Origin of the sequence: Emticicia sp. BO119 (assembly GCF_013912375.1) — a bacterium.
GTDB lineage: Bacteria > Bacteroidota > Bacteroidia > Cytophagales > Spirosomataceae > Emticicia.
This window is the reverse complement of sequence record NZ_JACETV010000002.1, coordinates 61707-75181: the sequence shown is the minus strand read 5'-3', so window position 1 is coordinate 75181 and position 13475 is coordinate 61707. Positions and strand designations below refer to the sequence as shown.

General features: G+C 38.0%; 12 protein-coding genes. 7 read left to right on the top strand and 5 right to left on the bottom strand.

Going from position 1 to position 13475, the window contains the following annotated elements; all coding sequences use genetic code 11:
• Nucleotides 1-10: 10 nt before the first annotated feature.
• Both H1R81_RS07345 and H1R81_RS07340 read right to left on the bottom strand, forming a co-directional pair.
• Nucleotides 11-604, bottom strand: a complete 594-nt coding sequence (locus H1R81_RS07345) for a ribonuclease HII (RefSeq protein WP_181840061.1) — start codon at nucleotides 602-604, stop codon at nucleotides 11-13.
• The gene (locus tag H1R81_RS07340) at nucleotides 601-1989 is read right to left on the bottom strand and encodes an MATE family efflux transporter (protein WP_181840060.1); all 1389 of its coding nucleotides are present in this window, start codon (nucleotides 1987-1989) and stop codon (nucleotides 601-603) included. Before H1R81_RS07340 ends, H1R81_RS07345 begins: the two co-directional genes overlap by 4 nt.
• Before the next feature lie 452 nt (nucleotides 1990-2441).
• Here H1R81_RS07340 and plsY point away from each other — a divergent pair, with 452 nt between their 5' ends.
• From plsY to H1R81_RS07310, 6 genes are all read left to right on the top strand, one after another.
• The gene (gene plsY, locus H1R81_RS07335) at nucleotides 2442-3053 is read left to right on the top strand and encodes a glycerol-3-phosphate 1-O-acyltransferase PlsY (protein ID WP_181840059.1); all 612 of its coding nucleotides are present in this window, start codon (nucleotides 2442-2444) and stop codon (nucleotides 3051-3053) included.
• Nucleotides 3054-3177: 124 nt separating this feature from the next.
• Nucleotides 3178-4557 carry a dipeptidase gene (locus tag H1R81_RS07330; protein WP_181840058.1) on the top strand — a complete coding sequence of 460 codons (1380 nt, stop codon included), beginning with the start codon at nucleotides 3178-3180 and terminating at the stop codon, nucleotides 4555-4557.
• Nucleotides 4558-4566: 9 nt separating this feature from the next.
• Complete coding sequence (locus H1R81_RS07325; protein WP_181840057.1) at nucleotides 4567-5952, top strand: FAD-binding oxidoreductase; 1386 nt, start codon at nucleotides 4567-4569, stop codon at nucleotides 5950-5952.
• Between the two features lie 106 nt (nucleotides 5953-6058).
• On the top strand, nucleotides 6059-7180 hold the full coding sequence (locus H1R81_RS07320; RefSeq protein ID WP_181840056.1) for an FG-GAP and VCBS repeat-containing protein: 1122 nt from the start codon (nucleotides 6059-6061) through the stop codon (nucleotides 7178-7180).
• Nucleotides 7181-7205: 25 nt separating this feature from the next.
• Complete coding sequence (gene murQ / locus H1R81_RS07315) at nucleotides 7206-8030, top strand: N-acetylmuramic acid 6-phosphate etherase (protein ID WP_181840055.1); 825 nt, start codon at nucleotides 7206-7208, stop codon at nucleotides 8028-8030.
• A 181-nt stretch (nucleotides 8031-8211) separates the two neighbouring features.
• On the top strand, nucleotides 8212-9201 hold the full coding sequence (locus H1R81_RS07310; RefSeq protein WP_181840054.1) for a VWA domain-containing protein: 990 nt from the start codon (nucleotides 8212-8214) through the stop codon (nucleotides 9199-9201).
• 171 nt (nucleotides 9202-9372) lie between these two features.
• Here the strand turns inward: H1R81_RS07310 and H1R81_RS07305 are convergent, their stop codons facing one another.
• From H1R81_RS07305 to H1R81_RS07295, 3 genes are read right to left on the bottom strand one after another with little or no spacing between them, the layout of a single operon-like run.
• Entirely contained in the window at nucleotides 9373-9627 is a 255-nt protein-coding gene (locus H1R81_RS07305) for a hypothetical protein (protein ID WP_181840053.1), read from the bottom strand.
• A 4-nt stretch (nucleotides 9628-9631) separates the two neighbouring features.
• The gene (locus H1R81_RS07300) at nucleotides 9632-10825 is read right to left on the bottom strand and encodes a tail fiber domain-containing protein (RefSeq protein ID WP_220275189.1); all 1194 of its coding nucleotides are present in this window, start codon (nucleotides 10823-10825) and stop codon (nucleotides 9632-9634) included.
• 54 nt (nucleotides 10826-10879) lie between these two features.
• Nucleotides 10880-11980 (bottom strand): tail fiber domain-containing protein, encoded by a 1101-nt coding sequence (locus H1R81_RS07295; protein WP_181840051.1) that lies wholly within the window; start codon nucleotides 11978-11980, stop codon nucleotides 10880-10882.
• Nucleotides 11981-12070: 90 nt separating this feature from the next.
• Here H1R81_RS07295 and H1R81_RS07290 point away from each other — a divergent pair, with 90 nt between their 5' ends.
• A complete protein-coding gene (locus H1R81_RS07290) occupies nucleotides 12071-13471 on the top strand; it encodes a hypothetical protein (RefSeq protein WP_181840050.1) in 1401 nt (466 codons plus the stop codon).
• Nucleotides 13472-13475 lie beyond the last annotated feature (4 nt).

The following is a 13475-nucleotide window of genomic DNA, read 5'->3' as shown; positions in this document are numbered from 1 at the left end:
ATGCCTATTGTCAGTACTTAATACACTTAAAAGTCAAACGATGATAAGGCGTAAGTCCATTTTGAAGAATGGCATTGCGGTGATGAATGGTCGGATAGCCTGCATTTTCATGCCAACGATAACTTGGAAACTCCAAGCCTAATTCTTCCATTAAATCGTCACGATAGGTCTTGGCAAGAATAGATGCAGCTGCTATCGACAAAAACTTTTCATCGCCTTTTACAATACAGGTATGCGGAATAAGCGGATAGGGCACAAAACGGTTACCATCAACCAGTAAGTGTTCAGGCTGGATTTTCAAAGCCTCTACTGCCCGGTGCATGGCCAAAAAACTTGCCTTTGAGATATTAATTTTATCTATTTCTACCTCGGTTGCCTTTGCAACATAATATGCCAGTGAATCTTTTTCTATTTCTGATCGTAGCTTAATCCGTTGTTTTTTTGTGAGTTGTTTTGAGTCATTCAGTAACGAATGTTTATAGTCTTTTGGCAAAATGACTGCTGCCGCCAACACAGGTCCTGCCAAACATCCCCTCCCTGCTTCATCAAGCCCCGCTTCTATCACATGTTTATTATAATATGACCGCAGATTTTTCTCTTTCATATACTTTCAGCTTCTAAAAAATATTGTTCAGATTTCTTCATTTTACTTACCAGATAATAAAAACGTGTGGTCAATAAAAGTGCCGACATAGTTAAACCTGCCCATAGGCCTATCCATACACCAATGGCATCTTGTTTCAGGTTGAATCCTAAGAAATAGCCTAATGGTAAAGCTACACCCCAATAAGCAAACATGGTGATCCAGGTAGGAATATTTACGTCTGCTATCCCTCTTAAAATACCCAAAGCCACTACCTGAATCCCATCTGATAACTGGAAAACTGCCGCTATAAGCATGAGTCTCACAGCGATTACTATTACTTCGTTATCAGCAATATATAATTCTACCAAAAATCTATCAAAAAGAATCATTACCAACATCATCAATGTCATAAATGTACCAACTAAAAGCAAAGCAACATTACCTGACATCCTTATTTTCTGAATACTTCTTAGTCCTCTGCCTTCTCCTACTCTAATCCCCCCCGCTACACCTAAGCCCGCTGCCATCATATACGTAATAGAAGCTAAATTAATAGCAATCTGATGAGCCGCCAATTGGTTTTCACCTAACCAGCCCATCATAACAACAGCAAACGAAAAAGCGGCTATCTCAAAGAAAAATTGCAAGCCACTCGGCACACCAATCTTAAAAATATACCTTACTAAATCTCTGACAGGCTGAGGATTATACTTTTTACGGAGGTATTTCTGAAAGGCTTTTGCTTTGAAAAGATAAATCAGCATGGCAATTACCATTAATACACGTGTGATAAGTGTGGAAACAGCAGCTCCATTAAGCCCCATAGCCGGAAAACCCAGATACCCTTTAATAAGTACAGCATTAAAAACAAAATTAAAAATAAGCCCCATAATAGTAATAATCATGGCAACATATGTTCGCGACAATCCATCCGAAAGTTGTTTTGAAGCAACAAATAGAAAAGTAAAAATATTTGATATGACAATAATCCCCATAAAAGTAGGAGAATTGGCATTGATTTCGGCAGATTGCTGAAAAACGTCGAAAAAATAAATACAAACAAAACCTATTATCCCTAATATCAGACCAAACCAAAACGCAGCCCACAGGCCTGCCCGGAACAGACGATTCACCTCTGATATATTTCTTTCGGCTTTAGCTTTAGAGATAAGTGGTGCAACTACAGCGAGTCCTCCAATACCAATAGAAGCAATTACAAAGGCAATGGAATTGGCAATACCGGCCACACCTAAACCAATTTTGCCCAGATAATGCCCAACCATGATATTATCAGTTACTCCCATCATTATAGAGCCTAACTGCGCCACCATAATAGGAAAAGCCAACAATAAAGTCTTACTCGTTTCTTCTACATAAGAAGCTGATAATATACTTGTTTTCATAGCCTTTGAATAAAACAAAAAGCCGGTTTTACTGAATTTATTTTATTGTACAATACCCTTTAGCAGAAGACCTCAACGATAGGCATAGTTTCTCAGGAATTAAATGCCAGTGTGGTAAGCCCGGATTAATATCTCAAACATAAAAATATTATGTACCCGTAAACAACATCTACTCCTGCAAAAAGATTTATTGCCAATAAAAAATTTTTACTGTTATAAAACGATTTAGTATAGCTACCTTATACTTCATATGCCTTTGATATGCCGTATTTCATCACAAAAGTATATAAACAAAAAGTCGGATTAAGAAAAATATACAATTTTCTTAAAGAATTTTCAACACACAATATACTTACTATCAATTATTTACCTTTTTTAATGTTTTTTTAAATCTTCAAATCTCACAATTTTATATACCTTTGTAACTTCATTATTTAAACAAGAGAATTCGTATGATTATAATGGGCGTTATTGTTGCCTATTTGTTAGGGTCTATCCCTACTGCTGTTTGGTATGGTAAAATCTTTCATGGGGTTGATATTCGTCAGCATGGTAGTGGTAATGCAGGAGCAACCAATTCTTTACGTACTTTTGGCCGGAAAGCAGGCATCATTGTTCTCGTTATTGACTTTCTTAAAGGTTTTCTTGCCGTTCTATCCGCTCAGTTTTTATTTTCAGATACTGATAAATACTTACCTCTAATGATGGGGCTCACCGCCGTAATAGGGCATTTATATCCGGTTTTTGCACAATTCAGAGGAGGTAAGGGTGTGGCTACCGCTTTGGGCGTAATCGCTGCTTCTTTTCCATTGACCGTTATTATCTGCATAGTAGTTTTCTTTATCCTTGTTTTCCTTACAAAATACGTCTCATTAGGGTCTATGATAGGTGCTTTGGCTTTCCCTATACAAGTTGCATTGAATGTATGGGATGTAAATCCAAAACAAGACCCTTATTATCTGGCTTTTGCCTGTGTGTTATCCCTCATTCTCGTATTCACCCATCGCCATAACATTCAGCGTCTGATGAACGGAACCGAAAATAAATTCGGTGCTAAGAAATAAATCCCTCATTCTAAAATTGTATTCTCTCCATCAATTACTTTACTTTGTAGTAGAGAAACGGCTACTTTTTGCCGTATAAGTCATACATTTACCCAATTCGCTTGGATATCAATAAAACAAATCTATGAGTACTTATATAGACCAGAACAAAGACCGTTTTTTAAATGAGTTGTTTGATTTTCTAAGGATTCCGTCTGTCAGTGCTGATTCTAAATTTCAGCCTGATATGATTCGCGCAGCCGAGTATATTAAAGAAAAGCTATTATCAGCAGGGCTTGATAAAGCCGAGATAGTGCCTACGGCAGGGCATCCGGTAGTATATGCCGAAAAAATTATAGACGCTTCTTTCCCTACTATTCTGATATATGGGCACTATGATGTGCAACCTGCTGACCCTTACGAGCTATGGGATTCTCCGCCGTTCGAGCCAACTATCAAAAAGACAAAAATACATCCTGAGGGAGCAATCTTTGCCCGTGGTTCTTGCGACGATAAGGGGCAGATTTATATGCACGTAAAAGCCATTGAAATGATGCTGGCTGATGGCAATTTGCCTTGTAATGTAAAGATTATGTTTGAGGGCGAAGAAGAAGTGGGATCTGAGCATTTAGGCACTTTTGTGAAAGAAAACAAAGAGAAACTGAAAGCCGATGTGATTCTGATTTCAGATACTTCGATTATTGCCAATGATATTCCATCGGTAGAAACCGGTTTACGTGGTTTAACTTATATGGAAGTGTCAGTTACAGGGCCGAATCGTGATTTACATTCGGGTGTATATGGGGGCGCTGTAGCTAATCCGGTAAATGTGCTTTGTGAAATGATTGCTTCTTTGCATGATGCCGATGGCAAAATAACAGTAAAAGGCTTTTACGATAAAGTAATCGAACTAAGCCAGGAAGAAAGAGACGATTTAGAAGCTGCTCCGTTTAGTCTGGAAGATTATAAAGATGATTTGGATATAATAGAGGTAACTGGCGAAAAAGGATATACCACCCGTGAGCGTGCTTCTATCCGCCCGACTTTAGATGTAAATGGTATCTGGGGAGGATATACAGGCGAAGGCTCAAAGACTGTCTTACCATCGAAAGCCTTCGCTAAAATCTCGATGCGCCTGGTACCAGATCAGGACTGGGAAGAAATAGCTGAATTATTCGACGCTCATTTCAGAGCCATTGCTCCGCCAACGGTGAAAGTAACTGTTACCCGCCACCATGGTGGACAACCTTATGTGACCCCAACCGAATCGGCAGGATATAAAGCAGCGATGCTGGCAATGGAAGAAGCCTACGGCAAAAAACCTGTTCCAACCCGTGGCGGAGGGAGTATTCCGATTGTGGCTTTATTTGAAAAAGAACTATGTTTAAAATCTATTTTGTTCGGCTTTGGTCTGGATTCTGATGCACTACATTCGCCAAATGAACATTATGGTTTAGTGAATTTCTTTAAGGGAATCGAAACCATTCCTTTGTTTTATAAGCATTATGCCGAACTAATGAAATAAATCATACGGATGGATACCCAATCAAAGCAAATCGGTTTTGAGCAGTTGCAGGCATTACTCCAAGATAGAGTAGTAGATAATGAAACCACTCGCAACGAGCATGGCGTAGGTTTCAGTTATCATGCCTGCACCCCGCCAGATTGGGTTGTGTATCCATCTTCTGCTGAAGAAATTTCCGAAATCGTTAAGATTTGTTCGGCTCACCAGATACCTATTATCCCATTTGGCGCAGGTACTTCGGTTGAGGGACATATATTAGCTATAAATGGCGGAGTCTGCATAGACTTTCATTTGATGAATCAGATTCTTGAAATCAATCATGCTGATATGTATGCCACCATTCAGCCAGGCGTTACCCGTAATCAACTGGATGAAGCCCTGCAAGGTACAGGATTCTTTTTTCCGATTGGGCCTGGCGTAAATGCCACATTAGGAGGCATGGCAAGTACCCGTGCCTCCGGCACAAATGCCGTACGGTACGGTACAATGAAAGAAAATGTACTATCACTAAAGATTGTATTAGCAGACGGACAAATCATCAAAACAGGAAGTAAGGCTAAAAAATCTTCGGCAGGCTATGACCTTACACATCTTTTTGTAGGTGCAGAAGGCACTTTGGGCATCATTACCGAATTAACCATCAAACTCCATAGCTGTCCTAAAGCCATATACGCAGCAGTATGTTCTTTCCCTACGGTAGAAGCCGCTGTTAATACGACCATTACGATTATTCAGAAAGGTATCCCTATTGCCAAAATTGAACTATTAGATGCACAGATGATGACGACTATCAACAGATATTCTGACCTGAATTATGAAGAAGTGCCTACGTTATTTTTAGAATTTCATGGTTCGGAATCAGAATTAGAAGAACAGATTACACAGGTAGAAACCATTGCCAAACGTTTTGGTGCAAAGGAGTTTATCTGGGAAAAAGACGAAGCGGCTCGTATCAAACTGTGGCTTGCTCGTACAGATGCTGCCCCTGCTTCTGTAGCTTATCGAAAAGATGGGCAATTGATGTCGACTGATGTGTGTGTACCTATCTCAAGATTAGCCAAATGCATTACTGAAACTCAGTCGGATATTCAGGAAACAGGTATTTATGCTCCTATCTTAGGTCATGTAGGAGATGGCAATTTTCATTTGACTATTGTGATTGACCCTGATGATGCCGAAGAATTTGAAAAAGCCAAAGCCCTCAATAAAAGATTAGTAAAACGAGCTTTGGACATGGAGGGTACTTGTACAGGCGAGCATGGAATAGGTATTGGCAAACTTTCCTACATGACCTTAGAACATGGTGAAGCTGTAAACACCATGTGGGCAATCAAAAAAGCCCTTGACCCTCTGAATATCATGAATCCGGGCAAGTTATTACCTTCAACCGATTAAATTTTTCTATCTGGTCTCCACCTGGCAAAGTTTATTATCCTTGAAAGTCGTAATAAATAAATTTTATTATAAACTTTGCAAATGTTTCATTGACCCTCTCAAACCTATGAAAACTTTTCTTTGCGCCCTGCTTTTTGTTCAGATTTGTTTTGCTCAAACACCTAATTTTGTTCCTCAAACGATTGACAATCAGGTAAGTATTGGCTATGGCCTGGCCATTGGCGATGTGGATGGAGACAAAAAACCTGATATACTGATGGCCGACCAGAAACAATTTGTCTGGTATCGGAATGGCGACTGGAAGCGGTTTGTGATGATTGAAAACCTGACAGCCCGTGACAATGTCTGTATTGCTGCAAGAGATATAGACGGCGACGGAAAAGTAGAAGTAGCTGTTGGGGCAAACTGGAATCCGGGAGAAACTAATGATTTGAGTAAGTCTGGTTCAGTTCATTACCTGATTCGCCCAACCGACCCTACGCAAAAGTGGGAGGCAGTTGAATTGCACCACGAGGTAACCATCCACCGTATGAAATGGGTAAAAACCAAAAATACATTTCAATTAGTGGTTGTACCTTTGCACGGTTTAGGCAATAAAAATGGTGAAGGCGCAGGAGTAAAAATATGGGCGTATGATAGGCCAACAAACCCTAAAACTGATTGGAAACGAACAATCATTGATTCCACCATGCACCTGACACATAATTTTGAGATAAAAGAAGACAAAAATACTACCTGGATAACCATCGGCGGAAAAGAGGGTTTGCGTACCTATCAATACACCGACAAATGGGAGAAATCACCCAAAGTGCATGGAAATATGCAGATAGGCGAAGTAAAATATACAGAAGTGGGCAAAAATGGCTATTTTGCAACCGTTCAGCCGATGCATGGTAATAAACTGGTTTGGTTAAGCGATACGAAAGAGCCTGTTGTTCTGAACGAAAATCTGAATCAGGGACATGCCCTTGCCTTAGCAGATTTCCTTAAATTAGGTAGACCACAGATAGCAGTGGGTTGGCGCGAACCCAACAAAGATAAAAAGGTAGGTATCAGATTTTATGTACCTGACGCAACACTATCGCAATGGAGTGAGTACACCATAGACAATAATACAATGGCTTGCGAAGATATACAAAGTGCTGATTTAGATGGTGATGGCAAAATAGATTTAATTGCCTCAGGAAGAGCTTCTAAAAACCTGATTATTTATTGGAACAGACAATAAAAACAAAACTACTATAAAACTTAATATGTCTCTTGGTTTAGAAAAACTGGCAACAGAATCGACTTCGCATTATGATAATCTTGAAAAGATGTCAGTGCACGAATTACTGGTAAATATCAATAATGAAGATAAGACAGTACCCAACGCTGTCGAAAAATGTATTCCACAGATTGAGGCTTTGGTGAGTCAGATAGTACCGCGCATGAAAGCAGGCGGTAGAATTTTTTATATTGGCGCCGGTACAAGTGGCCGTTTGGGTATAGTTGATGCCTCAGAATGTCCACCAACTTTTGGTGTACCTCACGGCATGGTAGTAGGTATTATGGCTGGTGGAGACAAGGCCATCAGAAAAGCCGTTGAAAACGCCGAAGATGATATTGAACAAGCCTGGATAGATTTAGAAAAATATAAAATCAACGAGAAAGACACCTTGATTGGTATTGCGGCTTCCGGCCGAACGCCCTATGTAGTCGGTGGGTTAAGAATAGCTCGCCGGAACGGAATCCTGACTGGCTGTGTAGTTTGTAATACAGGAAGTGCCATAGCCGCCGAAGCCGAATATCCGGTTGAAGCCGTAGTCGGACCCGAATTTGTAACCGGAAGCACACGCATGAAAGCAGGCACCGCCCAGAAACTGGTATTGAATATGATTTCTACCTCGGTGATGATTCAGCTGGGAAGAGTGCGTGGCAATAAAATGGTAGATATGCAATTGACCAACCTGAAACTGGTTGAAAGAGCAACAAGAATGGTGATGAACGAACTGAAAATCCCACACGACGAAGCTCATGCCTTAGTACTTCAGCACGGCAGTGTTAGAAATGCTGTGGATAGATATAGGAACAATTGAGCGGCCGTCGCGCGGTTGATTTTGCCTGAACTATGATTTACCTGATTCTAATGAAAGATTCCCAAAATAGCTTAAAGAATAACTTTACAGATTATAAATCATTGTAATCCTAAAATCAGTTAAATCATAGTTCAGATAAAAATCACTCATTCACTAAATCACTAATTCGCTCGATAAATTCATGTGGGATTGGTTCTCAATAGATTGGCTTACTCCGCAAACCCTGCGTTCATTTGTTTGGGCTGATAAGTTATATCTATATGCCATCACCGGAATCCCTTTTTTGTTTTTGCTTCGCTGGTTGTTTTATAACAGAGGTCAACAGAAATTAGGTTTATCATTGAGTAATCCTCAACTGCAAACCAGATTAATCAGCTATCTGCGTTTCCTTCCACCTTTATTTTTTATTCTGGGTATTACCTGTGTGTTGCTTTCATTAGCGCGCCCACAACGCGTAAGAGAGAGTAAAGAGCAGTTTTCAGAGGGTATAGATATTATGCTGGCAATGGATATTTCAGAGTCAATGTTAGAAAAAGACCTGAATCCTAACCGCCTGGATGCTGCTAAAAATGTGGCCCGTGAGTTTGTTAAAGGACGTTTTCAAGATCGTATAGGCTTAGTCATTTTTGCAGCTGACTCTTATTCTATCTGTCCACTCACAACAGACTATGAAATGCTGAATGAGTATCTGAATGAAATTAATAGTGGCATGATTCAGACTTCAGGTACGGCTATCGGCAGCGCTTTAGCAACTTGTATTAATCGTCTGAGAGATGTACCGGGCAATAGTAAAGTGGCCATTATCTTAAGCGATGGAGACAATACTGCCGGAACCCTCGACCCACTCACAGCCGCAGATTTAGCCAAATCATTCGGTATAAAAGTATATACCATTCTGGTAGGTAGAGACAGCAAAAATGTAAAAGTAGATGAAAGCACCCTGAAAAAGATTGCCCAACAAGGCAATGGGCAATTCTTTACAGCTACCGATAACCAGACACTCAAAAACATCTTCGAGCAAATCAACCGCCTGGAAAAAGTAAAAATCAAAGACAGCGTCTACCGCGATGTTGAAGACTTCTACTACATCTACCTCAACTGGGCAGTAGCCTTCCTTCTAGTAGCCTTCTTCTTTAAGAATACTTTTGTTGGGAATATTTTGGAGGATTGAGGAGCAATTTTCTATCTTTAAAAAGTTTCTGATAAACCAAAACATGAGCAAATTATCTATCTCTCCTGAAAAGTACGAAGAGTTACTTTCTTAAATTTTCAAAAAAGTGGGACGTTGTCCCACATATTAGTCAACCTTACTATTATTAAATTGCATATAGATTTATTTTACCTATCTTTCCTTATCATAACCCTTCTTATAATAATCTAATAAAGAATCAGCATTTTCTCTTCTCAATAGATTGAGATTAGTATCAACTTCATACATCTTGTTTTTATTTTCATCATACAAATAAAAATAACTACCTCCTTGACTTAATAATATTTTAAAAGGCCTTGGAGGATTATACTTCCAGTTAACAAATTCTCTAAAGTCTTCCAACCTAAAGTCGGTTATCTCTCTTTTGAAATCAAAATCTTCTTCCATAATTTTATTTTTTTAATTGATTTTTTAAATCTGTTATTAAGTTTAACAACTGTTTAGTTTCTTCTTTTAAAACTTCAATCATAACCTGCTGTTCCTGCACAGCTTTCACTAAAGGCACAACAAATTGTGAGTATGATAAACTATAAGTCTGATTTTTATCTTTAGGTATAGTAATTCCATCAAAATCATAGCCTGTTTCAATCATCGCTTTTTCAACTTCCTGTGCGATAAAGCCACTATGTTTGATGCTTTTTGAAAAGGAAAAATCTGCTTCCTGAGAACTTTCGTCTCCATTAGTAAACTTATCAAATGCTTGTGTATCAAAATTGTAAGATACAGGTCGGAGCCTTGTAATAAAGTCTAAACCCTTAATATCTTCTTTAATATTGTTTTTGAATCTTCCATCTGATGGGTAACTATAGGCAACTTGCCCTTCAATAACTGTTATGTTAGAGTTTCCTAGTCTTATTTTGTTTGATGCATCTACGGTGGTATTTGCACCAATTGCTATTGAGTTATTAATATTATTTACAGTAGTGTTTGCGTTATCGCCTAAAAAAACGTTATTGTTACCTATAGTTATAAAAGAACCAGATCCTGTTCCAATAGCTATATTATTGTTACCTGTTGTATTGGCAAAAAGTGATTGATGACCAATTGCAGAATTTCTATAACCTGTTGTATTATAAAAAAGAGCGCCATTTCCACTTGCAGTATTATAATACCCTGACGAATTGTTAACAAGAGCCCAGCTACCGATAACAGTATTTTGGTATCCCGTAGAATTGGCATAAAGTGAGTTATAACCTACTGCTGTATTTTGCCCCCCTGTTGTATTAACGCCTAAAGAAGAATTGCCAATTGCAACATTTTCTTTTCCAACAGTATTAGAATAAAGAGCTAACCTCCCTATTCCTACATTATTATTTCCAGTCGTATTTCTAGTAAGGGCATAAAAGCCTATTCCTATATTATTAATACCATCAGTGTTGGAGGAAAGTATATTAGAACCTAATCCTAAATTTACATTATTCAGGTTATTCTCTTTTCCCCTTAGTCCTTTAGGCGTTATTGTAATTGAGCCATCTGAAGAATTTTCAGTATATATTTGAGCCTTGACTTTTATATTGATTATTACAACCGATAAGAAAAGGAAAATCAATCTTTTGTTTACTTTATAAGCATAACCTCTATCCATTTTCATAAAATTTTCTTGTGTTACTTTAGAATTTGATTTAAAACTATTCTTCGATTACTTCCCCACTCTATTCACTTCTTTCCCAGCCAACAACTCAATCTTCCTTTCCAAATCATCAACCTTTTTCAATTGCTTTCTAAGCAATTCAATTTCCTGTTGTTGGGTTTCTATTTGCTCCTGTTGTTCTTTTATGGCATTGACAAGAGGCATAACAAAATCAGAATAGGCCAGTGAATACCTGCCATCCTCTGCTTTTTTAAGTCCGCTAAACGGTACTTTTAAGTCTTGCATAATGGCTTCTATATCCTGAGCAATGAAGCCGTCGTAGCGTGTTTTGCCCTTATCGGCAATGAAATTATAAGATACGGTTTGCAGGCGTTTAACAAATGTTAGCCCTAATCGTGAAGTGTAAACTATGTTCTCTTTTAGTCGTCTATCTGATGGGTTTGTCCAGGGTACTTGCCCTTCAATAACGGTAACAGTTGAATCTCCTATCCGGACTTTGTTTGAGGCATTTACAATAGCACAATTACCGATGGCAGTAGCATTTTTTAAATTACTTTGGGAGGGATTGGCCTGATAACCAATAAAGGTATTATTTGACCCTGAAATATTTGCAGAACCTGCGTCATTACCTAAAGCCGTATTTTCATAACCACCCTTGTTGAATTGAAGGGCATAAGCCCCATTGGCAGTATTACGATATCCTTCCCTATTATCCCTGAGCGCATAAAGCCCATCAGCTGTATTCCAGCCACCACTAATATTATCTGCAAGTGCTCCTCTACCCGTTGCTGTATTATAGTTTCCGGTCATATTACTGTATAGAGCCGAGCATCCATTGGCAGTATTCCAGCTTCCTGTTGTATTATTTTTAAGGGCTAACGTTCCGATAGCTGTATTCTCCATACCCCCACTGTTTATCCAAAGCGCATAGTCACCTAACGCTAAATTTGTAACATCATAGCTACTATTAGTCTTACCCTGCAACCCTTTAGGGCTAATCGTAATTGACCCATCTGCATCAGAGTGTGTAAAAACCTGCGCTTGAATACTGACAGTGTTCATATGAGCCAGGAATAAAAGAGATATAAAACCTCTACCTATTTTATCAATTTGACCTATATACGTCTTTGTAAAATTTTTCTCCATCATGTTTTAAAATTTTCGATCAAAACTATCGGGCTCAATAAAGAAAAACTACTTATTTTACATTATAATGGTTACTAATACATTATCTCTAACATGAGAAAACTATTCATCTTATGCCTTTTGCTATCTTGTCCTTTAATTTCAAAGGCAATTACTCTAAAATGGGTTGATGAAGTTGATAGATGTGCTTATAGAATTGATACACAAAAGAAGATTATTGAAAAAGAAACCAGGCTGGGAATCTGGCAAGTTGTCGGGCATATCAATCTGCTCAACGTTGACGAAAAAGAAATTCTTCCAAGTAATGTTATTATATGCTTAACTCCTTCCAATAAAAATATCCGGTATTTATTGGTCGACTGCACCAATCAGGTGTATCAGTTTGATTTTAAAATTTTGAATTTTGAAAGAATAGACAAAACTTATTATAGAGGATACAACTGCCAGAGTGTACGATTTATCAGGAAAGATACGCTGTACTGTGTAGGGGGATATGGCTGTTTTAGAACTAATAATCTACTAACCTATTTCCAGAACGAAACCAAAGAATGGGACGCTATTAATAGTCTAAACAATCCTCCAAGTTCCATTCACAAAGGATTAAACGGGTATTTTAAAGAACGGGATATACTATTTTCTGGCTTAAACTATTACTACAGCGATGCTGAAAATAATGGAAATTTCCTGAATGACTTTGGAATGAATGAATACAGTTTCAAAGAGAAAAAATGGACTTCATTAGGAAAAATAACAAACCCTGCTTTACTAAAAATTGTAAAAACCCCAAACAGAATATTCGATTGGAGCGGGAAATACTTCGTTATCAGAGTATATGAAGCACCTAACAACAAAATTTTTATAATTGACCCCGTTCAGAATGAAGTTTTTAAATGGGAAGATAAAAAACGGCTCTTTGAACCGATATCCGATGCAGGCAGGGACAGTGAAAAAGAATATATAATCGGAGATTCCCTTTATAGCTATAAACTTGTCACAACTGCCCCTCAGAATTATATTTCTAAGCAAGTAGTATCATTAGAACAATTAAAAAAAGAAGCAACATTCATAGGCAAAGTTTATGAGTCATCAGGCCTCAATTATTGGTTTTTAACAGCAATAATTGTCGCTTTAATCATAGTATCTATCCTTTTTTACTTAAAAAGACCAAAAGCTAAAAAGGAAGTTTTTGGGTTGTCTGATAAATTAGATGATGTCGAAAAAGCTTTGCTTGCTATTTTAATTCAAGAGCATAACACTGAGGGCATAGATACAGAACAAATAAATGTACTCTTGAAGGTGAATAATAAAACGATTGAAAATCAACGCAAAACAAGGCATGACTTTATTAAAGCCTTGACATCTAAATTAGAACTAATTTATGGCATTGAAGAACCCATTGAAAAAATACCTTCATCTATTGATAAACGTATCTTTAATTACAAACTGAATGGCCAACTTTTTAAGAAGATAACCAATCAAGCTAATAAAACATGATTGG

Coding starts and splice junctions, on each gene's coding strand:
- H1R81_RS07340 (WP_181840060.1), bottom strand. CDS start 1,989: ATGAAAACAAGTATATTATCAGCTTCTTATGTAGAAGAAACGAGTAAG.
- H1R81_RS07310 (WP_181840054.1), top strand. CDS start 8,212: ATGTGGGATTGGTTCTCAATAGATTGGCTTACTCCGCAAACCCTGCGT.
- H1R81_RS07305 (WP_181840053.1), bottom strand. CDS start 9,627: ATGGAAGAAGATTTTGATTTCAAAAGAGAGATAACCGACTTTAGGTTG.
- H1R81_RS07290 (WP_181840050.1), top strand. CDS start 12,071: ATGAGAAAACTATTCATCTTATGCCTTTTGCTATCTTGTCCTTTAATT.
- H1R81_RS07325 (WP_181840057.1), top strand. CDS start 4,567: ATGGATACCCAATCAAAGCAAATCGGTTTTGAGCAGTTGCAGGCATTA.
- H1R81_RS07295 (WP_181840051.1), bottom strand. CDS start 11,980: ATGATGGAGAAAAATTTTACAAAGACGTATATAGGTCAAATTGATAAA.
- H1R81_RS07345 (WP_181840061.1), bottom strand. CDS start 604: ATGAAAGAGAAAAATCTGCGGTCATATTATAATAAACATGTGATAGAA.
- plsY (WP_181840059.1), top strand. CDS start 2,442: ATGATTATAATGGGCGTTATTGTTGCCTATTTGTTAGGGTCTATCCCT.
- H1R81_RS07320 (WP_181840056.1), top strand. CDS start 6,059: ATGAAAACTTTTCTTTGCGCCCTGCTTTTTGTTCAGATTTGTTTTGCT.
- H1R81_RS07330 (WP_181840058.1), top strand. CDS start 3,178: ATGAGTACTTATATAGACCAGAACAAAGACCGTTTTTTAAATGAGTTG.
- H1R81_RS07300 (WP_220275189.1), bottom strand. CDS start 10,825: ATGGATAGAGGTTATGCTTATAAAGTAAACAAAAGATTGATTTTCCTT.
- murQ (WP_181840055.1), top strand. CDS start 7,206: ATGTCTCTTGGTTTAGAAAAACTGGCAACAGAATCGACTTCGCATTAT.